This window comes from Aeromonas sp. 602658, assembly GCF_049173005.1.
GTDB classification, from domain to species: Bacteria; Pseudomonadota; Gammaproteobacteria; order Enterobacterales; family Aeromonadaceae; genus Aeromonas; species Aeromonas veronii_A.
Genome location: NZ_JAAKRF010000002.1, coordinates 424,953 through 447,189, shown reverse-complemented (window position 1 = coordinate 447,189; position 22,237 = coordinate 424,953). Strand labels below are relative to the sequence as shown.

Genomic DNA, 22,237 nt, shown 5'->3' with positions numbered 1-22,237 from the left:
TGATGTTTTTGTTAGTACGTGGTTTTTAAGTGGTTTAATCAAAAATTCATCGAGTTATTGAAGTAACTCAATTTTTTCACTTTTGCAGGGGAGCAAAATAATAACTAACCCTTTTGGGCTAATTAAAAACAGACAATGACAATTCATGGTTCAGGCTACCCGCGGCAACATGGGTTGAATCACACGAGGTAATGGAATGATCTTGATGGAATTTTTGGTGGTACTCGGCTGCTTGCTGCTAGGTACCCGCTTTGGTGGCATGGGGCTTGGTCTCATCAGTGGTATCGGTCTCTTCCTGCTGACCTTCGTTTTCGGTCTGGTTCCGGGCGAACCGCCGGTTCAGGTAATGCTGACCATTCTGGCGGTGATCGGTTGTGCTGCCACCCTGCAGACCGCCGGCGGTCTCAACCTGATGATGCAGGTAGCCGAGCGTCTGCTGCGCCGTCACCCGCAATACATCACTATCCTGGCACCGCTCACCACCTGGACCCTCACCTTCCTGTGCGGTACCGGCCACGTGGTCTACACCATGTTCCCCATCATCGCCGACATCGCGCTGCAGAAGAACATCCGTCCCGAGCGCCCGATGGCTGTCGCCTCCGTTGCCTCCCAGATGGCCATCTGCGCCTCACCGGTATCGGTTGCCGTGGTCTCCATGGTCTCCATTCTGGCGGCTGGCCACGGTATCGGTCAGGCCTATGGTCTGCTCGACATCCTGATGGTCGCCATCCCCTCCTCCCTGACAGGTGTCATCGTGGCGGCCCTGTGGAGCCTGCGCCGCGGCAAGGATCTGGACAAGGACGAGGAGTTCCAGGCCAAGATCCAGGATCCGGAGCAGCGCGCCTTCATCTACGGTGGTGGCGAGACCCTGCTCAACACCAAATTCCCGAAAGAGGCCTACTGGTCTACCTGGATCTTCTTCGCCGCCATCGCAGCCGTGGTGCTGCTGGGTGCCGATGAGGCGCTGCGCCCCGTCTTCACCATCAAGGACAAGACTGGCCCGCTCTCCATGAACCTGGTGATCCAGATGATGATGCTGATCGCCGGTGCAATCATCCTGATGCGCTGCAAGGTCAAGCCGGGCGAAATCGCCAACGGCGCCGTCTTCAAGGCGGGCATGGTCGCCATCTTCTCCGTATTCGGGGTTGCCTGGATGAGCGAAACCTTCTTCCAGGCCCACATGCCGCTGCTCAAAGAGACCCTGGCCCACGTGGTACAGGCCCAGCCCTGGACCTACGCGCTGGTGCTGTTCCTCATCTCCAAGCTGGTGAACAGCCAGGCCGCCGCCCTCACCGCCATCGCCCCCATGGGTCTGGCACTGGGTGTGGAGCCGAAGCTGCTGATCGCCTTCCTGCCGGCGAGCTACGGCTACTTCGTGCTGCCGACCTACCCGAGCGATCTCGCCTGTATCGGTTTCGACCGCTCCGGTACCACCCGCATCGGCAAGTTCATCATCAACCACAGCTTCATCATTCCGGGGCTGATCGGGGTGGTGACCTCCTGCTCGCTGGGCTTTATCCTGACCAGCATCCTGCTCTGACCGGCGCTCGCTGTTCAATCACTGCCACAGGCCCCCGCACGGGGGCCTGTGTTTTTGTGGCGCACACCATACTGCTTTGCCAACTGCCCGCGCTCTGGGTAGCATGACCCCTCTTTTCTTTGCGGAATCTTCTCCATGTCTCGCGTCATCGTGCTCTGGAGCGGCGGCAAGGATGCCATGCAGGCCCTCTGCCATGCCCGTGAAGCGGGCCATCAGGTAGTGGCACTGGCTACCTTTGCCCCCCCAGCCCCCCGCTTTCTGGCCCATCCCCTGTCGCAAGTACGTCGACAGGCGGCGGCCCTCGCGCTGCCCCATCTGCTGGTCACCATAGAGGCGCCGTTCGATCTCGGTTATGAGCGGGCGCTGGCCAAGCTCAAGGAGGAGTGGCAACTCGATGGGGTGGTCACCGGCGATATCGACAGCGTGGGCGGCGCGCCTAACTGGATCCGCGAGCGCTGTCGCCCGCTTGGTCTCACCGTGCATACGCCGCTCTGGCAACACTCCCGCAAGGCGCTGCTGGCGGATCTGCTGGCCCGCGGCATCGTCGCCCACCTCTCCTGCGTCGATACCAGAGTGTTGGCCTCCGAGTGGGTGGGACGCACGCTGGATGCTGCCACCCTCGCCGAGTTGCAGCAGCTGGCAGCAACCCGGGGCTTTGATGCCTGCGGCGAGCAGGGGGAGTACCACACCATGGTGACCGACGGCCCGGGCTTTGCGGCGCCGCTGGCACTCGGCCACTGGCAGGTTGCCCGTCAGGAGCAGCTTGCCTATCTGCGGGAGGATGAGGGTTGAGGGTGCAAGAAAAACTGCTCTGCGGGATGAATCTTCGCAGGTACGGCAGATAAAAAAACGGGAGGCGATGGCCTCCCGTTTTGCTTGTCTTTGACGCCGACCTATTTGGCCAGCTTGCCCAGCACCCGCTGCAGCAGGCGGATGCGCGGCTCGATGCTATCGAGCAGCAGGAATTCCGCCTCCGAGTGGAAACCGCCGCCCATGGGGCCAAAGCCATCCAGCGACGGCACACCCGCCGCTGCGGTAAAGTTGGCATCCGAGCCGCCACCGGCCTCCAGCCAGTTGAAGGAGATCCCCTCCTCTTTCGCAGCCGCCTCCACCAGCGCCATCACAGCCTCGGTGTCGCCACTCGGGCGCATCGCCGGCTTGAAGCTCTGGCGATCCACCTCGACCCGACAGCCCGCAAGGAAGGGGTTGTTGGCCATAAAGGTGAGCCGCTCGTGCACCGCCGCCGCCTCTGCATTGCTCCAGAAGCGCAGATCGACGATCGCCTCGGCAAAGTCCGGCACTACGTTGACGCCGGTGCCGCCCTGTACCACCCCCACGTTCATGGTGGTGCCGGTCTCCATATTGACCTGCTCATTGATGGCCAGCACCCAATGAGCGAGTTCGGTGATGGCAGAGACCCCTTCGGTCAGCGCCGAACCGGCGTGGGAGGCCTTGCCGTGGAAGGTAATGCGGTACTTGGCATTGCCCTTGCGGGCGCTGATGAGATCGCCGCTCGGGCGCGCCGCTTCGGCCACCAGCACGCAACCGCTCTGCTTGGCCTTCTCCACCAGCCAATCTTTGGACCAGGGGGAACCAATCTCCTCGTCGCAGTTGCAGCAGACCAGCACCTTGAGCTTGGCCAGCTGCGCCGGATCCATCTCTTTTAAGGCATACCAGGTGGAGAGCAGGCCGCTCTTCATGTCTGACACGCCGGGGCCAAAGGCCTGATTGCCTTCAATCTTGAGCGGGCGCTTAGCCGCCGTCCCCTCGGGGAAGACGGTATCCATGTGGCCCACCAGCATCACATCGTAGTGATCGGCCCCCGGGGCATTGGTTGCCTCGAGGCAGGGGCCGCACTCGGCAGCAAACTGGTGGCGGGTCACCTGCCAGCCGATGGCCTCATATTTCTCGGTCATGATGTCGGCCACTTTGGCCACCCCGGCCGGGGTGCGAGTACCGCAATCGAGGTTGATGAGCGGGGCCAGATCTGCCAGGTAGGCATCCAGAGAAAAAGCGTTGCGAGAGTCTGTCATTGTCATCTCCTGGGACGGGAGGGCAGGCCTCCCGTCCGACAGCCGAGTGAAAGGGGCGGACAGCTCGTGCCGTCCGCCACCCGCTTACATAAACAGCAGATAGTTGAGGGTCAGCGCCGTCACCAGCGCCCCCGCCATCGGCACGCTGGTGCGTTTGACCACGGTAAAGGGCGACACCTTGGCAATCCCCGCACAAGCGATCAGCACCGCCGCGATGGGAGAGATGGTGCGGCCGATACTGGAAGCGAGCTGCATCGGCAGCAACATGGTCACCGCAGGCACGCCAAACTTGGCCGCCACCGCCGGTGCCAGGGTCGAGAAGCTCAGGAACGCCGCGTTGCCGGAGCCCATGATGACCGCCGCCACCATGATGAGGCCCACCATCACCAGGGTCATCAGGCCGCTGCCGATACCGGCATTGCTGGCAGAGTGCAGCAGGGTATCGATGGCGCCGATGGCCTTGAGAGATTCGGCAAACAGCTCGGCACAGACGATGAGCGCCACCACAGGGCCAAACACCTTGCCCATGCCATCGAGGAAGCTCGACAGCCCCGCGAATGCGGTTCGCACCGAGCGGCTACGCAGCAGCTCGCACAGCATGCCGATAAAGACCGACAGCAGCATGGCCACCTCCACGCTCATCTTGATGTCGCTCACCAGCAGCTTGGAGAAGGTCATCATCAGCACGAAGGGGATTATCGGCAGCAGGGCATACCAGGTGGGCGCCTGCACGCTCTCGGTGCCCTGCTCGTCCAGCTCGGCGTGATCGCCGCGATGGAGCGCAGGATCCCAGCCATCCTTGCGATCGCAGTGACGCTGCCAGAAGAAGTGCAGCACCATGGTCACCAGCAGCATGGGGGCCACCAGCCAGATCTGGTAGTCGACGAAATAGCTGGTCGGATCCATGCCGGATTGACCGGCGGAGAAGATGGCGTTGGTCTGGGTCGGGCCAATTTCAAACGCCTGGGAGGTGGCGATGACACCACAGGCGGAGGCCGGGCTGATGCCGAGGTTGCGCATCACCGGATACATGGTGACCATCAACAACAGGCCAAGGCCGGTGGCGGAGGTGACGAACAGGGAGACAAAGACCGCCACCAGATAACAGATGGCGAGCATCAGGTAGCTGGACTGGATGCCCGCCACCGGCTTGACCGCCACCCGCACCAGCGCCTGAGAGGCCCCGATATGGGACATGTAAGTGGCAAAACCCGCCACCGCCATGATGGTGAGGCCGAGGCCCGCCGCGCGGTAGGAGAAGATCCCCTTGAACACTTCGAACAGGTCGAACAGGGCGAAGCCGGTGCTCTTGTCAGCGGGGAGAATGGGGTGCAGCCCCAACCAGTAGGCCACTGCAAAAATGGCCATGCCCGCCAGCGCCAGCACCGCCTGCGGGTTGTAATCCTTGATGATGCCGTAGACCACGGCGACCAGAACGAGCAAGACGAATAAAAGTTCCAATATTCACTCCTGATAAATTTATCGAGGAGCGAAATCTAGTGATCTGACTACTGTTTGCCTTTGATCCCCATCAATAAAGGTGACGACATTGGGCTTTGACAGCACAATATGTTAGCCAAGTGCCAAATTTTCGTTTTTTCACCCACAGAAAAACCTTTACCATTCTCGGAAAGAGAATTGTCTGACGCGACTCCCCTCTTTTTTGCGTTGGATCAACATACGACAGCGCCGAAGTGGCGAAGATGCGCTTCGACATATAGCGACCATTTCGCGCCGGAGAGAGTTATGACAAGCCAAGCCACCGCAGGTGTCTCGACCTGCGACTACAAGCTGTGGGACATCCTCGTCGAGTCTGCAAAGGAACGCACTACCATTCGTTATTCCAAACTGGCCAAGCAGGCCGGGCTGGAGCAGTGCCAGGATGAACTGCGCACCCTGCTGCAACGCATCCGCATGTACTGCACCGAAAACAACCTGCCGATCCTCTCCGCCATCGTGGTGGACGACGTGGGCAAATACACTGGCCTCTCTTCCAGCCTGCCTGATGCACCCTGGGAACGGGCCCGGGTCTTTGACCATGAGTGGACCACCCTGCACTGATTGAGGTACTTGATGATGCCGACCAAAACGCGCCCACTGGCGCGTTTTGGCTATCTGGCGTTTGCCCCCTTCTCTTTTTCTCCTGCAATAGTCGATCTTCTCCCGCAATACCCAACCCCATCGGGCACGCCAGCCCCACTGCTTCTGACTTTGTGCTCAAAATCGCCGTTCAGGTGTGACCAGTTCCGGTAAAACCCGCGAGCCGGACCATCGGCGTTGCCATGGGATTGCCACAATGCCAGAATCGGGCCCTTGCACTCTGTTGATTCGGATTTTCGGGCGCGGCCACGGCCAGCGCCCACAAGAGAAGGACTCCCCATGGCCATCACCCTCTATGGCATCAAGAACTGCGACACCATCAAGAAAGCCCGCAAGTGGCTGGATGAGGCCGGTATCGACTACCGCTTTCACGACCACCGCGCCGACGGCCTGAACCCGGACGATCTGGACAGCTGGCTGGCAAAACTCGGCTGGGAAGCCCTGCTCAACAGCCGCGGCACCACCTTCCGCGCCCTGCCGGATGAGGCCAAACAGGGGCTCGACACCGCCAAGGCGCGCGCCCTGCTGCTGGAACATCCGGCCATGATCAAGCGCCCGCTGCTCGACCGTGACGGCGAACTGACCCTGGGTTTCAAGGCTGATCACTACCAATCCCTCTTTTCCCGTTAAGGACAACTAAGGACAACTGATGTCGGATGTCATCGCACTGGCCAAGGATCTGATCCGCCGCCCCTCCGTTACCCCCCTCGATGAAGGGTGCCAGACCCTGATGGCGGAGCGCCTCGCCAAGCTCGGGTTTGTCATCGAGCCCATGGTGTTTGAGGACACCACCAACCTCTGGGCCCGTCGTGGCAGCGAGGGGCCACTGTTCTGCTTCGCCGGTCACACCGACGTGGTGCCCGCCGGGCCGCTGGACAAATGGCACACCCCGCCGTTCGAGCCGACCATCAAGGATGGCGTGCTCTACGGACGCGGCGCCGCCGACATGAAGGGCTCGCTGGCTGCCATGGTGGTGGCGGTAGAGCGCTTCGTGGCCGAGCATCCGGATCACACCGGGTCCATCGCCTTTCTCATCACCTCCGATGAGGAGGGGCCCTTTATCAATGGCACCACCCGGGTGATCGACACCCTGGAGGCCCGCAACGAGAAGATCCGCTGGTGCATCGTCGGCGAGCCCTCCTCTACCGCCGTGGTAGGGGATGTAGTGAAGAACGGCCGCCGCGGCTCCATCACCGGCGATCTGCTGGTACGCGGGGTGCAGGGCCATGTGGCTTATCCCCATCTGGCTGACAACCCGATCCACAAGGCGGCGCCAGCGCTGGCCGAACTTGCCGCCACCGTGTGGGATGAGGGCAACGCCTACTTCCCCCCCACCAGCTTCCAGATTGCCAACATCTCGGCCGGCACCGGCGCTTCCAACGTCATTCCGGGCGAATTGCACGTCCAGTTCAACTTCCGCTTCAGCACCGAACTGACCGACCTGGATATCCGCGAGCGGGTCGAGGCGCTGCTGGATAAACATGGCCTCGATTATCAGCTGAGCTGGACCCTCTCCGGCCAACCTTTCCTCACCGATACCGGCGCGCTGCTTGATGCGGCCGTGGCGGCCATCGAGGCGGTGAACGGTCAGCGACCGGCCCTGCTCACCACTGGTGGCACCTCCGACGGGCGCTTTATCGCCCCCACCGGCGCCGAGGTGATTGAGCTCGGGCCGGTCAACGCCACCATTCACAAGGTGAACGAGTGCGTGAAGGCGGACGATCTGGATCTGCTGGCCGACATGTACCAAGGGGTGCTCGAGAGATTGCTGGCATGACGCAGGAACAACTGCTGGGGCTCGACGAGAGCCACCTTATTCTGGTGGGGCGCGGCCCCCATCGGCTGACCGCCGCCACCGCGGCGGCCTTCAACGACATGCAGGTGGCGGCCGCCTACGAGGGGTTCAACCTGCAGGCGGCCTCCAGCTGGCGCAGCTTCGAGCGCCAACTCGCCATCTGGAATGGCAAGTGGCGCGGCGAACGGCCACTGCTCGATGCCCACAGCCAGCCCATCGACGCCCTGCAACTGAGCGACGAGGAGCGCCTCCACGCTATCCTGCGCTGGAGCGCCCTGCCCGGCACCAGCCGTCACCACTGGGGGACCGATCTCGATATCTACGACCCGGACTGCCTGCCCGCCAATACCAAACTGGCACTGGAGCCGTGGGAGTATGAAGCCGGGGGCTGGTTTGCAGGCTTGAGCGAGTGGCTCAGCGACCATATGAGCGACTTCGGCTTCTTCCTCCCTTATGCCAAGCCGGTCGGGGCAGAGAGCGGGGTCGCCTACGAGCCCTGGCATATTAGCTTCTCGCTGGAGTCCGACGAGCAGCGACTTGATCCCGCGGCACTGGCGCTTTGCCTGCAACAGGCGGATATTGAAGGCAAGTCGACCATATTGGCCAACCTTGATGAAATTTTGGCCTGTTATGTCACCACCTGTCCTGACGAAAGGAAAATCCCATGAATCTCTGGCTGTGGATAGGGTTGCCGCTGCTGTTCCTGCTCGGGCTGTTTCTCAATGCCATCAAAGACATGAAACGGCTGGAGAAGCAGTTGCCCAACTACAAGGACAAGATCCGCGAAGTAAAGGATGACGAGGACGACTGAATCCCGCCCCCATCCCGTGGGGAGCGCCCTTGTGCTCCCCTCTCCCTCTGCTGTGCCGTTTCGCTTTTCCCCGCCCTCTCCTCCCTGCGCATCCTGAAATCGACGATCCTTTGACTCCGCTTTCGTTAACCCCGTCACAGTCAGAATATGGCGCGGCCATGCTGAAAAAAGGGATGAAAAATGTAAGAAAGTGAAAATTGATGCACAAATAAGCCACACAAGGGGGGCCTAACTGCATATAATGTGCCTACTTTGCACATTACCAGGAAGGAGTTCGCCCTTGGATGCCGCTACCATCAACAGTTTCTTTTTTGTCGCTGCCCTGTTGGTGGGAGCCAGCGTACTGTTGAGCGCCCTCTCTTCCCGCCTCGGTATTCCCATTCTGGTTATCTTCCTCGCCGTCGGCATGCTGGCCGGTGAGGATGGCCCTGGTGGCATCCACTTCGCCGACTACTCCATCGCCTATCTGGTGGGCAACCTGGCGCTTGCCATCATTCTGCTCGACGGTGGCATGCGCACCCGGGTCTCCTCGTTTCGGGTTGCACTCTGGCCTGCCTTGTCGCTGGCGACAGTCGGGGTGGCTATCACCACCGGCCTGACGGGGCTTGCCGCCGCCTGGCTGTTTGACCTCAACCTGATGCAGGGGATGCTGATCGGCGCCATTGTCGGCTCCACCGATGCGGCGGCGGTCTTCTCCCTGCTCGGCGGGCGCAGCCTCAACGAGCGGGTGAGCGCGACGCTGGAGATAGAGTCGGGCAGCAACGATCCTATGGCAGTGTTTCTTACCGTCACCCTGATCGAGGTGCTCGCCACCGCCCAGCAAGGGCTGGATGGGGGCTTCCTGCTGCTGCAACTGGTCAAGCAGTTTGGTCTTGGCGCCGGGATCGGCCTTGGCGGCGGCTGGCTGCTGTGGCGCCTCATCAACACAGCCCGCTTGGCGCCGGGGCTCTATCCGCTGCTCACCGTCAGCGGCGGTCTGCTGATCTTCGCCCTCACCACGGCGGTCGGTGGCAGCGGCATTCTCGCCATCTATCTCACCGGTCTGTTGCTCGGTAACCTCGCCCTGCGCAGCCGCAGCACCACATTGTCGGTGCTGGACGGTCTGACCTGGCTCAGCCAAATCGGCATGTTTCTGGTGCTGGGGCTGCTTGCCTCCCCCCACAAGCTGCTGCCCATCGCCCTGCCCGCGCTGGCGCTGGCGATGTGGATGATCCTGTTTGCCCGCCCGGTGTCGGTCTGGATCGGGCTGCTACCGTTCAAGAACTTCGCCCCCCGCGAGCGCTGGTTTATCTCCTGGGTTGGCCTGCGCGGCGCCGTGCCCATCATTCTGGCGGTGTTCCCCATGATGGCGGGGCTGCCCAACGCCCAGCTCTACTTCAACGTCGCCTTCTTTGTAGTACTGGTCTCGCTGATTTTGCAGGGCAGCTCGCTACCGCTGGCCTCAAAACTGGCGCGGGTGGAGGTACCGGCACCGCCGTCGCCCATCAACCGCTCGGGGCTCGAAATCGATCTCGACAGCCAGTGGGAGACCTTCGTCTACCAGCTGGGGGAAGAGAAGTGGTGCATCGGCTCGCCACTGCGGGATCTGCAGATGCCCACCGGCACCCGGATCTGCGCCCTGTTTCGTGGCCGCGAGCTGCTCCACCCCTCGGGTAGTACCTGTCTGCAGGCCGATGACATCCTCTGCGTCATCGGTCACGAACGTGACCTCCCCGCCCTCGGTCAGCTCTTTAGTCAGGCACCGGAGCAAGATCTCGGCCCCCGCTTCTTCGGTGACTTCCTGCTGGAAGCGGCGGCACGGCTGGTGGATCTCGCCCCTCTTTACGGGCTGGATGTGAGCGAGGTGGCGGATCAGACACTGGGCGATTTTATTGCCAGTCAGTTGGGCGATAATCTGGTGGTCGGTGACAACATCGAATGGCAGGGCCTGATCTGGACCGTGGCCGAAATGGACGAGAGCGTGCCGAGCAAGATCGGGGTGCGCTTTCAGGAAGAGGACCCGGTCTGACTGACCGTCCCGTATCAAGTCCCCAGCAAGAAGGGAGAGAGTTATGCCATATCAAAGTTTGCTGTCCGGCCCCCTGCCCCCCGCTGCCAATCTGGGGGTCATTGAAGGCTTTTTTGGCAAGGGATGGAGCTGGCAGGCCCGCGCCCGCTACGCCCAGTGGCTGCCACGCCACGGTTACGGTTTCTATATCTATGCACCGAAAGAGGATGGCTATCTGCGCAAGCACTGGGCCCTCCCCTGGCCCGAGCAGCAGCAGGCCGATCTCGCCGAACTGGCGCGCCAGTGCCGCGCCAACGGCATCGCCTTCGGGGTGGGCTTGAGCCCCATGGGGGCTCATCACGACTACGATCGCAAACGCTCGGCGCTGCTTGAGAAAGTGCGCCTCATCGACGAGATGCTGCAGCCTGACATTCTGGCAGTGCTGTTTGACGACATGAAGGGGGATACCCCGGATCTGGCGCACCATCAGCTCATCATCGCCCACGACATCGCGGCTCACAGCAAGGCGACCCGCCTCATCTTCTGCCCCAGCTACTACTCGACCGATCCGGTGCTGGAGAAGGTGTTTGGCGCCATGCCGCCCCACTATCTGGAGGAGCTTGGCGAGCGGCTCGATCGCCGTTTCGAGATCTTCTGGACCGGCCCCAAGGTCTGCTCCAGCGAATATCCGGCCAGCCACCTCAAGCAGGTGACCGAACTGCTCGGCCGCAAGCCCTTCCTGTGGGACAACTACCCGGTCAACGATGGCAGCAAGGCGAGCAGCTACCTGCACCTGCGCGCCTTCGAGAATCGCCCTGCCGAGCTGGCAGAGCTGGTCTCTGGCCACGCGGTCAACCCGATGAAACAGGCGGCGCTGTCGACCCTACCCCTCGCCACCCTGCCGATGAGCTACCGCCTCGGCAAGCAGTACGACCCCGACAAGGCGCAGCATGCCGCCCTCAACGCCACCTGCGGCCCACAGATCTCGGCGATGATCGAGGCCGACCTGCCGCTGTTTCAGGACATAGGGATGGCCCAGCTGACCCCTGAGCAGGTGGCCCATCTCAAGGCCCGCTACCTGCCGTTTCGTGACCAATCCTGCGTCGACGAAATCGTGCGCTGGCTGGATGGGGAGTATGTGTTCGACCCCGACTGCCTGACCGATTGACCTGCCTCGGCAGGCGTGATGGGCACAGCCACTCTGGACAAGGTGTGCGCACAGTTACGGCAACAAAGAGTTAATCACTGAGAATATCGGGCATAACCCGGGGCCAGGATGGCAGTTAAACAGCCCTGACAAGATGGTTTCAAGGGAGCTTGTATGGATACACATCTGCTTTACCAGAATCTGGCGGTGATCGCTGCCTTCTTGCTGATCTACAGCCTGATCGCGGGGCGCTTCGAATCAAAGCTGGTCAACGGCCCCCTGCTCTTTCTACTGACCGGCTGGTTGCTGGGGCCTGGCGGGCTGGAGCTGCTCTCCCTCTCTATCGACAGCGCCGGCATCAAGCTGCTGGCCGAGCTGACTCTGGTTATCGTGCTGTTCAACGATGCCGCCAACACCAACTGGCAGGTATTGCTGGCCAACCGCCAGCTCCCCATCCGGCTGCTACTGATTGGCCTGCCCCTCACCCTGCTTTGTGGCGCCCTGTTTGGCCACTGGATCTTCCCCGACCTGCCACTGCTGGAGATGGCCATCCTCTCCACCATTCTTGCCCCCACCGACGCAGCACTCGGCAAGGCGGTGGTAAGCAACCCCGCGGTGCCGGCACCGGTGCGCGAAGGGCTCAATCAGGAGAGCGGCCTCAACGACGGCATCTGCGTACCTGTGCTGCTTCTGCTGCTTGCCCTTATCGCCCCCACCGAGCAGCACGCAGGCACCGCCACCCTGGCCATCACCCTGATGCTGGAGGAGATCGGTATTGGCCTGCTGGTCGCCTTTGTGCTGACCAGCCTAACCATACGGCTGCTGAAAATCTCCTATCTCAACGGCTGGCAACTGCCGCTCTGGCGCCAGCTCACCATGCCGGGACTGGCCCTGCTCTGCTTTGCGCTGGCCCAGAGTCTGGGGGGGAGCGGCTTTATCGCCGCCTTTGTCGGCGGTCTCTTTATCGGGCGCAGACTCGGTGAACACAAGCACGCCTATATGGACAGTTGCGAAGGCTACGGCGACCTGCTCTCCGTGGTGATCTGGATGGTGTTTGGCGCAACTCTGCTCCCCATGTTGTCGGAGCTGATGCACTGGCAATACTGGCTCTATGCCATTGCCAGCCTCACCCTGCTGCGGATGGTGCCGGTCTGGCTGAGCCTGCTCGGCACCGGCCTCAAGCCAGAGCTCAAGCTCTTTATCGGCTGGTTCGGCCCGCGGGGCCTTGCCAGTATCGTCTTTGCAGTGATGGTGCTGCAAAACCAGCCTGCCCTGATTGGCCAGCGCCCCATCATCGCCACCGTGCTCTGCACCATCATATTGAGCGTGCTGCTGCATGGCATCACCGCCAACCCCTGGGTCACACGTTTCAAACCCCGCTGAACCACTTGGCACTCATAAAAAATGCCACCGACCGGTGGCATTTTTCTTGTCTGGTGGGGGTCACTAACAGCGCTTAACCAAGCGCCAGCCAGACTCCCACCCCCAGCATCAGAGTACCGGCGATGCGGTTCATCAGGGTGACGTTGCCGCTCTTGGCGAGGAAGTGGCGCAGAGTTCGGCCACCACTGGCGTAGAGCAGCAGGCAGGAGAATTCGATGACCAGAATAAGCGCCACCAGCGCAGTGATCTGCGGCACCATCGGCTTGCTGGCCGAAATGAACGGTGGCAGCAGGGAGATCATGAAGGCCCACCCCTTGGGGTTGGCAATGGCGGTGACGAAACCCTGCACCGCCAGTCCCATGGCGCTGGTCTGCTGACCGGACGAAAGATCCGCCGGAATGGCCATCTTCCCCTTGGCCTGCCACATCTGGATACCGAGCCAAACCAGATAGGCGCCCCCCACATATTTGAAGGCGGCAAAGATCCCCGGATAGTTGAGCATGATGGCAGCCACCCCGATCACCGACAGCACCGAGACCAACCCGACTCCGATCAGCTCCCCCCACATCATGTGCAGGGTACGGCGCACCCCCAGGCTCATCCCCAGCGTCATCGACAGGGTCATGCACATGCCGGGGGTCACCGAGACAAAGAAAAAGGTCGGGATAAACAGAGCCAGAATGGCCGGATCGATCCAGCTGGACACTACACACCTCCATACGCCAAGAGCGGGGAATCACGAAAACGGGACAGGATTGACTCAATCCGGCCAGTTGTACCACATATTCAGGGGATCAAGCGTTCAATCATGCATATATGGCGCCTTTTTCACAAGGAAAAACCTTTTCTTCAGCAAATTTCAGCAATAAAAGCCTGTGACAGCTCCTGACGTAGGTGTGTAATATGTCGGCTCCTCCCATTTCGGATTAGAGCCATTTATGTCATTGAATAATCTATCAATACGTGTCCAGGTCCTGATACCGCTGCTGCTGGCCAGCCTGCTGATGATGGTGATGATTGCCATCAGTAAACAGGGGCTGGATGAAGCCATCAATGACATAGATGAGACGACCCAGACCGTGGTCCAGCACAAGGACGATATTGCCAAACTGATCCACGCCACCTACCGGCTGCGCACCAGCGCCATCTATGGCCTCTACGATGCCAAGCTGTTTGCCGCACTGCCCGCAAACCTCAACAGCGCCGAGCAGGAGATCAACGCCATCCTCGGCCGTCTGGTGCTCCCCGGTGCCGAGCAGGATAACCGTCAGGTCGCTGCTGCCCTGCAGGCCTACCTCAGCCATACCCGCAGCAACATGCTGCCGCTGCTGGCGCAAAAACATCAGGGTGGCGGCGATCCGGTCGCCTACGAGGCGGCTCGCCTCCATTTCCGCGAGCTGGGTGAACAGCTGATCAAGCAGATAGACAGCATGTCCGCCCACATCAACCAGCTGATCCAGCAAGAGCTGGCCGAAGAGCAGGCCCACTACGACGCCACCCTGCTGCGTACCCTGCTGCTCACCGCCGGTACCCTGCTGGCGGCGCTGATCTGCGGCTGGGTCCTCTCCGGGCGCATCGTCAGCCCCATCGGTCAGTTGCAAGAGGTGATGCACGCCGTGGCGCAAGGGCGCTTCAACGTGCGCGCCAAAGCGGAGGGCAACAACGAGCTGACCCGTCTGGCCAAAGATATCAACCTCACTCTGGGGCAACTTGGTAGCACCATCGAGAACCTGACCGGGATCAGCAACAGCGTCGCCTCCGCCGCCACCGAGCTGGCCGCCGTGATGACCCAGTCCGAGGCCAATGCAAAGCAGCAGCACAGCGAGATCGAACAGGTCGCCTCCGCCGTGACCGAACTCTCCAGCACCGCTGACAACGTCAACCACAACGCCGCCATCGCCGACGAGCTGGCGCGGGATGCCAATGGCCGGGTCGAACAGGGGCTCGCCCTCTTTACCGAAAGCATCGCCGCCAACAGCCGGATGGCGGGCAGTCTGGAAGATGCCGCCGCCATCGTGGCTCAGCTCAAATCCCAGTCCGAGCAGATCGGCAAGGTAATTGAAGTGATCCAGGGGATCTCCGAGCAGACCAACCTGCTGGCGCTCAATGCCGCCATCGAAGCGGCCCGTGCCGGTGAAACGGGTCGTGGTTTTGCGGTGGTGGCCGACGAAGTGAGAATGCTTGCGGCCCGTACCCAGGACTCCACCAAGGAGATCCAGGCCATCATCGAGCGGCTGCAGAGCCAGTCCCAATCCGCCAACAACGGCGTACAGGAGACTCTGGAGATCCTCAGCCATAACCAGCGCTTGTCCGCTCAGGTGCAGGACCTGCTGAGCGGCATTACCGGTGCCGTGCGCCAGATCAACGACGCCAACGCCCAGGTCGCCACCGCCGCCGAGGAGCAGTCCTGCGTCACTGCCGACATCAACCGCAACATCACCAATATTCACGAGATCGTGAGCCAGAGCTCCGCCGGCATCAGCCAGAGCGCCAGTGCCAGCAACGAGCTCTCCCAGCTCGCCGAGCAGCAACGCAAGCAGCTGGCCCAATTCCAGCTGTAAGCGCACAAAGTGAACCAGACAAAAAGGCCCGCAGGGGCCTTTCTTGTTGATGGAGCAATGGCTTTGTCTCTGTTTTAAACGCCATTTTTTGGCCGTTGGTGCCATAAGGGGCTGGGCTGCCCTGTCAAATATCGGTATGGTAGAGGCACGTTACTCCCCCTCACGTGAGCACACCATGAGCCTGAGATTCAAGAAACCCGCTTTTATCGCCCTGGGGCTCATCGCCCTCATTTCCGCCGCCTGGCTCGACTACTACCTGCCGGAGCACACCATCGCCACCATCACCGGGGTCGAGGTGAAGCGCACCGACAAGGATGGCCCCATCAGCCAGAAAAACCCGGCTGACGGCCCCACCACCGACGTCTATTACATCTACACCGAGCGCCCCGGCGAGAAGATCCGGGTGTTTCGCAATGAAGATACCGAGTGGGGCTGGCCCTTCTACTTCAAATTCAACGCCGCCGACGTCCAGGCCAAGGCCAAGTCGATGGAGTTCGAGAAACGCCTGGCCATCATCACCTCCTACGGCTGGCGCGTGAACATGTTCTCCATGTTCCCCAACGTCACCAAGATCGAGAGCACAGAGCCTGACGCCTCCACCTGGAGCTTCTTCCGCTGGTTCTGGTTCGGCCTCTGGGCACTGGTGATGGGCAAGGCAGCCATCGCAACCTGGCGCTACTTCGATCGTCTTGAGGACGAGATATGAGTGAGCCGAGCAAGACCCGCACCAGCTTCTACCGGCGGCTCTACGTGGCCTGGCTGATCAGCCAGGGCACGGATACGGTGCCTGCCATCATGGAGGCGACCGGCATGCCGCGCCGCACCGCGCAGGATACCCTGATGGCACTGGCCGAACTCGATATCAGCTGCGCCTTCGAGCAGACCGAGGGGGCTCGCCACCTGCAGGGGCACTACCGCATCAGCGACTGGGGTCCCATCAATCCGGCGTGGATCAAGGCTCAACTGCCGCTTATCAAAGAGACGTTGAGCTATCCCTGATCCGAGTGTTATGCGCTTCACATAAACAAATCAGCTACATCTGCAAAAATTTAAAAGGATGAAAATTGAGCAAGGTGACTCTAAAAGGCTTCATTGTTGTGCCACAAGCTGAGTTAACTGCTGTTATCAATGAGCTAGACAATCATATTCGTTTAACCAGATTAGAGGATGGTTGTCTGATTTTTGAAGTCACGCAAAACGAAGAAAACCAGTATCGGTTCGATGTATATGAAGAGTTTAAAGATCAAACTGCTTTTGATAGGCATCAGTTAAGAGTTAAATCGTCTAAGTGGGGTAAAGTTTCTGTTAATGTTGAACGTTATTATGAAGTTACTGTGAGTTGAACATAACAAACGCCTCGAGAAGGAATGCCAACGCGTGCCGTGCCAGCCCCTTAGGCGGGCGAAGGGGAACAAAATAGAGGGGCCAGCCGGCAAGGCTGGCCCCTCTTTTTTCAGGCCGATGGCGTGACAGGTGGCTCTACTCGGGCATGGCCGAATCCTCAAGCTCCCCGTCTGACTCGCCGCGGGTGCAGTCGATGATGGAGCGCTTGGGGTTGTTGGGATCGCGCAGCAGCAGGGGCGCCAACCCCTCGTCATGCTTCTGCTCGTCGCCAAACTCGCTGCCGTAGGCGTTGTGGGTCAACCGGCGGGCATTGGCGATGGGGGTATCGACAAAGAGGGCATGCACTTCGAAGCTGGAGGCTGGCACGATAAAGCCGACCACCGGCAGACCGTGCAGCTCCTCGTGCACCTTGTACCAGGCAAAGCCATCGCTCACCTTGTAGGGGGTGTAGTTGGCCAGTTGTAGATTGGCGGCCCTGCCCGTCTCATCCACATAGAGATCGGTAAATTCACAGGTCGCCAGCCCCTGCCACATCCGCTCGAATGGCGTCGCACAGCCTGTCAGTTGCAACCCGGCCAGCAGCACCAAGCCTCTCTTCCACATTCCCCGCCCCTTCTTGCAAAAATGAACCGGCGCTCAGTCAAACGCCCGCAGCCGCGTCACCAGCAGATCGATAAAGCCCGGACGATCCAGCCCCAACAATACCAGCGCATTGGCTGGCTTGCCGGTCAGACCATAACGATCCACCACCGTCATCCCCACGGAATGCACCCCGCTGGTCTCGATATCGACCCGGCACTCGACTCCGTGGAACAGCTCGGGAGCCAGCAACCAGGCAATGGTACAGGGGTCGTGGAGCGGTGCACCAGCAAATCCCCACTTGGGATCCCGATGGTAGATCATGAAAAAGTCGAGCAGCTCGGCCACGCACTGGGCCACCGGATTGGTGATGGCGCGCACCCGCTCGATATCCTCATCCATCACCTGCGCCTCGTGGGTCACATCGAGGCCGCACATGGTGATGGGGATACCCGACTTGAACACCATATCGGCCGCTTCCGGGTCCACATAAATATTGAATTCCGCCGCAGGCGTCCAGTTGCCAGCCCCTGCGGCGCCCCCCATCAATACGATGCGGGCAATCCTGGGTTTGAGATCGGGATGCGCCGCTAGCAGCAGGGCGATATTGGTGAGCGGCCCGGTCGGCACCAGAGTCACGGGCTGCGGGCTCTCGCGCAGGCACTTGGCCATCAATTCAAGCCCAGTCATGGCCTGCGGCGCAAAGGCAGGATCAGGCAGTTTGGGGCCATCGAGCCCAGATTCGCCATGGACGTTGTCGGCGATGATCAGCTCGCGGGCCAGCGGTTTCGGCGCCCCCGCCGCCACCGGAATATCGTCACGCCCCAGCAAGGTGAGGATGCGCAGGGCATTGTTGAGGGTCTTGTCCGGCGTCTGGTTGCCCGCACTGGTGGTGACCGCCAGCACCTTAAGTTCAGGGCTGGCCAGCGCCAGAATGAGGGCAATGGCGTCGTCGTGGCCGGGATCACAATCGAGAATAACGGGCAGTGCCATGGAAAGGGTCCTTACAACATAACAGGGAGCCATACCTTAACAAGCAAGCTTCGGATGAACTCGGGAAGGGGTCACAAAACGGGGCCTTGTTGGTGACCCAAGCGGTTTGCACGGCACGCCGCATCGCTCAAAGCGGCTCATTATCAAGAGGTTGCATGACGTCATGCCGTTCATTTTCCGAGGCAGCGCACCGCCCATTCGCCCGGCAGCGCCGGTTCGGGTATGATCGCACCCCGTTTCCAGCCCGTGCGCCCTATGTCCGTTATCGTCGACACCTTTATCGCCCCACCTTGCAGTGCCGCCATCGAGATCCTGTTTGAGGATGAGCACCTGCTGCTCATCAACAAGCCGAGCGGCCTGCTGAGCCTCTCGGGCAAGAATCCGCAGAACCTCGACTCGGTTCACTATCGACTGGTACAGGATTACCCCGGCTGCACCCTGGTGCACCGCCTCGATTTTGGTACCTCAGGTCTCATGGTGGTGGCCAAAAACAAGGCCATCAACGCCCAGCTCTGCCAACAGTTCAGCCAGCGGGCGGTGAGCAAGGCCTACAGCGCCCTGCTCTGCGGCCATCTGGCTAACGACGAAGGGGTTATCGACGCCCCCATCGCCAAGGATCCGGCTATTTTCCCGCTGATGAAGATCTGCGCCACCAGCGGCAAACCCGCCCGCTCCCGCTATCAGGTGGTTGAGCGGCTGGCGCAGCAGATGCAGGGACAAACCGTGCCTTTGACCCGGGTACGACTGGTGCCGGAGACCGGCCGCACCCATCAGCTGCGCATCCACAGTCAGTTGCTGGGCCACCCCATCCTCGGTTGCGATCTCTATGGTGGCCTGCTGCCGCCCGGCTGCGAACAGGCGCCGCGGCTGATGCTGCATGCCAGCGAGCTGGATTTTGCTCATCCGGTGAGCGGCGAGCCTATGCAGATCCGCTGTACAGCGCCTTTTTAGGGGCAATAGGTAGAGGCAGCCAGCAGAGACAACAAGTGCGAGTGCGACGGGATCAGTGAAAGGCGTGACGGGAGAGGAAAAGCGGTAAACGGCGGATAAAGATAGGGGCCGCGCTTTCGCAACGGCCCCCACCCCCCACTCTTTGTGGTGCTATCAGATCAGCTTGCGGGCAGCGCCCAGTACGATCTTGATGGCATCAGATTCGGTCTTCGCCATGGTCTCGGCGTTCGGGATCTCTTGCTGGGTACGGTTGACGATAACGCCAGCCACCATACCGGCACGCAGACCCTGGCTGGAGCACATGGTCAGCAGGGTTGCAGACTCCATCTCGTAGTTCAGCACGCCCATGGCTTGCCACTCTTTCATGGAACCCTGGAAACGGCTCACTACGCGGCCGGATACGGTGTCGTAACGCTCCTGACCCGGGTAGAAGGTATCGGAGGAGGCAGTCACACCGATGTGCAGCTTGGAGCCCATCTCTTTGGCGGTGTTGACCAGCGCGGTGGTGCAGTCGAAGTCGGCAACAGCCGGAAACTCCATCGGTGCGAAGTGCAGGCTGGCACCGTCGAGACGCACGGAGCCGGTGGTCACGATCACGTCACCCACATTCAGGTGCGGCTGGATGGCGCCGGTGGTGCCGATGCGCAGGAAGGTGCGGATACCCAGCTGGGCCAGCTCTTCTACTGCGATGGAGGTGGACGGGCCACCGATACCGGTAGAGCAGATGATCACGGCCTTGCCGTCCATCTCGCCACTCCAGGTAGTGAATTCACGATGGCTGGCCAAGTGCACCGGGTTATCCAACAGCTCTGCGATACGCTTTACACGCTCGGGGTCACCGGGGACGATCGCCAGGGTGGCGCCTTGCAGATCCGCTTTCTTCAAACCCAAGTGAAATACATCAGACATATTGGACTCCTGGTTGCCCCCTGCCAGCATGGTCAGGACGCAAATTAAGATGATTCTTTATGATACTTTCAAGCCTTTACCCCCCTCTTCGGGGAGGCGCCAACTATGGTCGAAAGCGCTTTCCAATTCCTTGAAGCGCCTCACACTTCCACGCATTGACAACATCAAAGAGCAGGCAAAACGTTTTCTAACCTGATGAATTAATTGAAAAACGTTTTTCAGGAAATCGGGATGTAACAGGGAAAGTCAAGCCCGGTTCAACGCTTAATTAATGTCCCGTGATCGCCCCCGTAAAGTTGCAAAACAGATGCTTTTGTATCCCCCGCAAGATGGTAACGTGGCAGCCAATTACCACTTAATGGCTAACTATAGGGAGTCCATCATGGCTACATTCAAGTTCTATATTCCCGCAATCAACCTGATGGGTGCCGGCTGCCTGCAAGAGGCTGCCGCCGATATCAAGGGTTACGGCTATCGCAAGGCGCTGATCGTCACCGACAAAATTCTCAACCAGATCGGCGTGGTCGCCAAGCTCACCACCCTGTTGGCTGAACATGGCATTGAAAGCGCAGTTTTCGATGAGACCAAACCCAACCCCACTACCAGCAACGTTGAAGCGGGTCTGACCATGATCAAGGCCAACGGCTGCGACTGCGTCATCTCGCTGGGTGGCGGCTCGCCCCACGACTGCGCCAAGGGTATCGCGCTGGTCGCCGCCAACGGTGGCAGCATCAAGGATTACGAAGGGGTGGATCGCTCCGCCAAGCCACAGTTGCCGCTTATCGCCATCAACACCACCGCCGGTACCGCCTCCGAGATGACCCGCTTCTGCATCATCACCGACGAAGCGCGCCACGTGAAAATGGCCATCATCGATAAGCACGTTACCCCGCTGATGTCGGTCAACGACCCCGAGCTGATGCTGGCCAAGCCAGCCGGTCTCACCGCCGCCACCGGTATGGATGCCCTGACCCACGCCATCGAAGCCTATGTCTCCACCATCGCCACCCCGGTGACCGATGCCAGCGCCGTGATGGCCATCGAGCTGATTGCCAAGCACCTGCGCACCGCCGTTCACCATGGCGATGACCTGCACGCCCGCGAGCAGATGGCCTACGCCCAGTTCCTGGCCGGCATGGCCTTCAACAACGCAAGCCTGGGCTATGTGCACGCCATGGCCCACCAGCTGGGCGGTTTCTATGACCTGCCCCACGGTGTCTGCAACGCCGTGCTGCTGCCCCACGTTCAGGCGTTCAACGCCCAGGTGAGCGCCGCTCGTCTGAAGGATGTCGCCCGCTACATGGGGGTGGACGTGAGTGCCATGAGCGACGAACAGGGCGCCGCCGCTGCCATTGCCGCCATCAAGCAGCTGGCGATGGATGTGAAGATCCCGGCCGGTCTGGAGCAGCTCGGCGTCAAGGCCGATGACTTCGATACCCTGGCCAGCAACGCCCTGAAAGATGCCTGCGGCTTCACCAACCCGAAACAGGCGAGCCACGAAGAGATCGTTGCCATCTTCCGCGCGGCCATGTAACAGCAGCCGGATTGCCAGAAAGGGTCGCAGTGCGACCCTTTTTATTGGCTGATGGATCAATGGCTTTTTACTTCCGTGGAGGGAGTCGGTATGATTTGCCGAGCCAAAAAGACTGTATGGATGATCTGAACTCGATATGCGGATGAAACACCTGATTGCCGCGGCTTTGACCGCCCTCACCCTCTCCGGTTGCAGCCTGGTCTATCGTATCGATATTCCCCAGGGCAACTATGTGGAACAAAAACAGGTCGACAAACTGCGCCAGGGGATGACCCGCGAGCAGGTCAGCTATGTACTGGGGACCCCCATGCTGCGCGACGGCTTTGACCCCAACACCTGGTACTACCTCTATGAATTCCAGCCGGGCCACGGCGACAAGGAGCGCAAAGAGCTCACCGTCACCTTCGCCAACGACAGGCTGACCACTGTGACGGGTGACTTCCCGCTGCCAGCAGCTTTCAATACCCCGCTCTGATATCCCGCAAAACCGGCCTCGCGCCGGTTTTGTTTTATCCAGTCCCGCGTAATTCATCCTGCCCGACAACACTGAGTCATTTCTCCCCATTGCAG

23 protein-coding genes are annotated in these 22,237 nt (G+C 60.6%); 17 read left to right on the top strand and 6 right to left on the bottom strand.

Annotation, left to right across the window (positions count from 1 at the left end; translation table 11 throughout):
• Positions 1 to 196 precede the first annotated feature (196 nt).
• Positions 197 to 1,540, top strand: coding sequence for an anaerobic C4-dicarboxylate transporter (locus G5253_RS04375; RefSeq protein ID WP_041208381.1), 1,344 nt, complete (start codon positions 197 to 199; stop codon positions 1,538 to 1,540).
• Between the two features lie 135 nt (positions 1,541 to 1,675).
• Positions 1,676 to 2,332: a hypothetical protein gene (locus tag G5253_RS04370; RefSeq protein ID WP_266134432.1), complete on the top strand. Its 657-nt coding sequence runs from the start codon at positions 1,676 to 1,678 to the stop codon at positions 2,330 to 2,332.
• A 101-nt stretch (positions 2,333 to 2,433) separates the two neighbouring features.
• On the opposite strand, the gene G5253_RS04365 is transcribed toward G5253_RS04370, so the two are convergent.
• Complete coding sequence (locus tag G5253_RS04365; RefSeq protein WP_266134433.1) at positions 2,434 to 3,573, bottom strand: M20 family metallopeptidase; 1,140 nt, start codon at positions 3,571 to 3,573, stop codon at positions 2,434 to 2,436.
• An 84-nt stretch (positions 3,574 to 3,657) separates the two neighbouring features.
• Positions 3,658 to 5,034, bottom strand: a complete 1,377-nt coding sequence (dcuC, locus tag G5253_RS04360; RefSeq protein WP_216954209.1) for a C4-dicarboxylate transporter DcuC — start codon at positions 5,032 to 5,034, stop codon at positions 3,658 to 3,660.
• 285 nt (positions 5,035 to 5,319) lie between these two features.
• On the opposite strand from dcuC, the gene G5253_RS04355 reads away from it, so the two are divergent.
• The 8 genes from G5253_RS04355 to G5253_RS04320 all read left to right on the top strand — a co-directional run bounded on the left by G5253_RS04355 (position 5,320) and on the right by G5253_RS04320 (position 12,796).
• Complete coding sequence (locus tag G5253_RS04355) at positions 5,320 to 5,634, top strand: hypothetical protein (RefSeq protein WP_266134434.1); 315 nt, start codon at positions 5,320 to 5,322, stop codon at positions 5,632 to 5,634.
• A gap of 318 nt (positions 5,635 to 5,952) precedes the next feature.
• Positions 5,953 to 6,303, top strand: coding sequence for an ArsC family reductase (locus G5253_RS04350; protein ID WP_005337930.1), 351 nt, complete (start codon positions 5,953 to 5,955; stop codon positions 6,301 to 6,303).
• A gap of 19 nt (positions 6,304 to 6,322) precedes the next feature.
• On the top strand, positions 6,323 to 7,450 hold the full coding sequence (gene dapE / locus G5253_RS04345) for a succinyl-diaminopimelate desuccinylase (protein WP_266134435.1): 1,128 nt from the start codon (positions 6,323 to 6,325) through the stop codon (positions 7,448 to 7,450).
• Positions 7,447 to 8,136, top strand: a complete 690-nt coding sequence (locus G5253_RS04340) for a M15 family metallopeptidase (protein ID WP_216954216.1) — start codon at positions 7,447 to 7,449, stop codon at positions 8,134 to 8,136. Before dapE ends, G5253_RS04340 begins: the two co-directional genes overlap by 4 nt.
• On the top strand, positions 8,133 to 8,279 hold the full coding sequence (locus tag G5253_RS04335; RefSeq protein ID WP_005337933.1) for a hypothetical protein: 147 nt from the start codon (positions 8,133 to 8,135) through the stop codon (positions 8,277 to 8,279). Before G5253_RS04340 ends, G5253_RS04335 begins: the two co-directional genes overlap by 4 nt.
• Before the next feature lie 280 nt (positions 8,280 to 8,559).
• A complete protein-coding gene (locus G5253_RS04330; RefSeq protein WP_005359340.1) occupies positions 8,560 to 10,287 on the top strand; it encodes a potassium/proton antiporter in 1,728 nt (575 codons plus the stop codon).
• Between the two features lie 43 nt (positions 10,288 to 10,330).
• A complete protein-coding gene (locus G5253_RS04325; protein WP_266134436.1) occupies positions 10,331 to 11,434 on the top strand; it encodes a beta-N-acetylglucosaminidase domain-containing protein in 1,104 nt (367 codons plus the stop codon).
• Positions 11,435 to 11,587: 153 nt separating this feature from the next.
• Positions 11,588 to 12,796 (top strand): cation:proton antiporter, encoded by a 1,209-nt coding sequence (locus G5253_RS04320; RefSeq protein WP_266134437.1) that lies wholly within the window; start codon positions 11,588 to 11,590, stop codon positions 12,794 to 12,796.
• A gap of 73 nt (positions 12,797 to 12,869) precedes the next feature.
• Here the strand turns inward: G5253_RS04320 and G5253_RS04315 are convergent, their stop codons facing one another.
• On the bottom strand, positions 12,870 to 13,502 hold the full coding sequence (locus G5253_RS04315) for a LysE family translocator (RefSeq protein WP_216954223.1): 633 nt from the start codon (positions 13,500 to 13,502) through the stop codon (positions 12,870 to 12,872).
• 232 nt (positions 13,503 to 13,734) lie between these two features.
• Here G5253_RS04315 and G5253_RS04310 point away from each other — a divergent pair, with 232 nt between their 5' ends.
• From G5253_RS04310 to G5253_RS04295, 4 genes are all read left to right on the top strand, one after another.
• Positions 13,735 to 15,357, top strand: coding sequence for a methyl-accepting chemotaxis protein (locus tag G5253_RS04310; RefSeq protein WP_266134438.1), 1,623 nt, complete (start codon positions 13,735 to 13,737; stop codon positions 15,355 to 15,357).
• Positions 15,358 to 15,532: 175 nt separating this feature from the next.
• A complete protein-coding gene (locus tag G5253_RS04305) occupies positions 15,533 to 16,063 on the top strand; it encodes a DUF1523 family protein (protein ID WP_005337948.1) in 531 nt (176 codons plus the stop codon).
• On the top strand, positions 16,060 to 16,356 hold the full coding sequence (locus G5253_RS04300; RefSeq protein ID WP_266134439.1) for a winged helix-turn-helix domain-containing protein: 297 nt from the start codon (positions 16,060 to 16,062) through the stop codon (positions 16,354 to 16,356). The genes G5253_RS04305 and G5253_RS04300 overlap by 4 nt, the downstream gene beginning before the upstream one ends.
• A gap of 74 nt (positions 16,357 to 16,430) precedes the next feature.
• On the top strand, positions 16,431 to 16,700 hold the full coding sequence (locus tag G5253_RS04295; RefSeq protein WP_227016197.1) for a putative quinol monooxygenase: 270 nt from the start codon (positions 16,431 to 16,433) through the stop codon (positions 16,698 to 16,700).
• Between the two features lie 136 nt (positions 16,701 to 16,836).
• Here G5253_RS04295 and G5253_RS04290 read toward each other — a convergent pair whose 3' ends face one another.
• Complete coding sequence (locus G5253_RS04290; RefSeq protein WP_043818580.1) at positions 16,837 to 17,304, bottom strand: hypothetical protein; 468 nt, start codon at positions 17,302 to 17,304, stop codon at positions 16,837 to 16,839.
• A gap of 33 nt (positions 17,305 to 17,337) precedes the next feature.
• A complete protein-coding gene (gene rihA / locus G5253_RS04285) occupies positions 17,338 to 18,273 on the bottom strand; it encodes a pyrimidine-specific ribonucleoside hydrolase RihA (protein WP_266134440.1) in 936 nt (311 codons plus the stop codon).
• 222 nt (positions 18,274 to 18,495) lie between these two features.
• Here rihA and G5253_RS04280 point away from each other — a divergent pair, with 222 nt between their 5' ends.
• Complete coding sequence (locus G5253_RS04280) at positions 18,496 to 19,224, top strand: RluA family pseudouridine synthase (RefSeq protein WP_266134441.1); 729 nt, start codon at positions 18,496 to 18,498, stop codon at positions 19,222 to 19,224.
• Between the two features lie 153 nt (positions 19,225 to 19,377).
• Here the strand turns inward: G5253_RS04280 and udp are convergent, their stop codons facing one another.
• Complete coding sequence (gene udp / locus G5253_RS04275) at positions 19,378 to 20,133, bottom strand: uridine phosphorylase (protein ID WP_266134442.1); 756 nt, start codon at positions 20,131 to 20,133, stop codon at positions 19,378 to 19,380.
• Between the two features lie 382 nt (positions 20,134 to 20,515).
• Here udp and yiaY point away from each other — a divergent pair, with 382 nt between their 5' ends.
• Together yiaY and bamE are read left to right on the top strand one after the other, a co-directional pair.
• The gene (yiaY, locus tag G5253_RS04270; protein WP_266134443.1) at positions 20,516 to 21,667 is read left to right on the top strand and encodes an L-threonine dehydrogenase; all 1,152 of its coding nucleotides are present in this window, start codon (positions 20,516 to 20,518) and stop codon (positions 21,665 to 21,667) included.
• Between the two features lie 136 nt (positions 21,668 to 21,803).
• Positions 21,804 to 22,142 (top strand): outer membrane protein assembly factor BamE, encoded by a 339-nt coding sequence (gene bamE, locus G5253_RS04265; RefSeq protein ID WP_005337980.1) that lies wholly within the window; start codon positions 21,804 to 21,806, stop codon positions 22,140 to 22,142.
• Positions 22,143 to 22,237: the final 95 nt, after the last annotated feature.

What these genes read in the sequence shown, in the direction of transcription:
- G5253_RS04320 (WP_266134437.1), top strand. Translation starts at nt 11,588, where the DNA reads ATGGATACACATCTGCTTTACCAGAATCTGGCGGTGATCGCTGCCTTC.
- G5253_RS04355 (WP_266134434.1), top strand. Translation starts at nt 5,320, where the DNA reads ATGACAAGCCAAGCCACCGCAGGTGTCTCGACCTGCGACTACAAGCTG.
- G5253_RS04375 (WP_041208381.1), top strand. Translation starts at nt 197, where the DNA reads ATGATCTTGATGGAATTTTTGGTGGTACTCGGCTGCTTGCTGCTAGGT.
- G5253_RS04370 (WP_266134432.1), top strand. Translation starts at nt 1,676, where the DNA reads ATGTCTCGCGTCATCGTGCTCTGGAGCGGCGGCAAGGATGCCATGCAG.
- dapE (WP_266134435.1), top strand. Translation starts at nt 6,323, where the DNA reads ATGTCGGATGTCATCGCACTGGCCAAGGATCTGATCCGCCGCCCCTCC.
- G5253_RS04290 (WP_043818580.1), bottom strand. Translation starts at nt 17,304, where the DNA reads ATGTGGAAGAGAGGCTTGGTGCTGCTGGCCGGGTTGCAACTGACAGGC.
- G5253_RS04300 (WP_266134439.1), top strand. Translation starts at nt 16,060, where the DNA reads ATGAGTGAGCCGAGCAAGACCCGCACCAGCTTCTACCGGCGGCTCTAC.
- G5253_RS04325 (WP_266134436.1), top strand. Translation starts at nt 10,331, where the DNA reads ATGCCATATCAAAGTTTGCTGTCCGGCCCCCTGCCCCCCGCTGCCAAT.
- G5253_RS04340 (WP_216954216.1), top strand. Translation starts at nt 7,447, where the DNA reads ATGACGCAGGAACAACTGCTGGGGCTCGACGAGAGCCACCTTATTCTG.
- G5253_RS04335 (WP_005337933.1), top strand. Translation starts at nt 8,133, where the DNA reads ATGAATCTCTGGCTGTGGATAGGGTTGCCGCTGCTGTTCCTGCTCGGG.
- yiaY (WP_266134443.1), top strand. Translation starts at nt 20,516, where the DNA reads ATGGCTACATTCAAGTTCTATATTCCCGCAATCAACCTGATGGGTGCC.
- G5253_RS04365 (WP_266134433.1), bottom strand. Translation starts at nt 3,573, where the DNA reads ATGACAGACTCTCGCAACGCTTTTTCTCTGGATGCCTACCTGGCAGAT.
- G5253_RS04305 (WP_005337948.1), top strand. Translation starts at nt 15,533, where the DNA reads ATGAGCCTGAGATTCAAGAAACCCGCTTTTATCGCCCTGGGGCTCATC.
- G5253_RS04280 (WP_266134441.1), top strand. Translation starts at nt 18,496, where the DNA reads ATGATCGCACCCCGTTTCCAGCCCGTGCGCCCTATGTCCGTTATCGTC.
- udp (WP_266134442.1), bottom strand. Translation starts at nt 20,133, where the DNA reads ATGTCTGATGTATTTCACTTGGGTTTGAAGAAAGCGGATCTGCAAGGC.
- rihA (WP_266134440.1), bottom strand. Translation starts at nt 18,273, where the DNA reads ATGGCACTGCCCGTTATTCTCGATTGTGATCCCGGCCACGACGACGCC.
- bamE (WP_005337980.1), top strand. Translation starts at nt 21,804, where the DNA reads ATGCGGATGAAACACCTGATTGCCGCGGCTTTGACCGCCCTCACCCTC.
- G5253_RS04350 (WP_005337930.1), top strand. Translation starts at nt 5,953, where the DNA reads ATGGCCATCACCCTCTATGGCATCAAGAACTGCGACACCATCAAGAAA.
- G5253_RS04310 (WP_266134438.1), top strand. Translation starts at nt 13,735, where the DNA reads ATGTCATTGAATAATCTATCAATACGTGTCCAGGTCCTGATACCGCTG.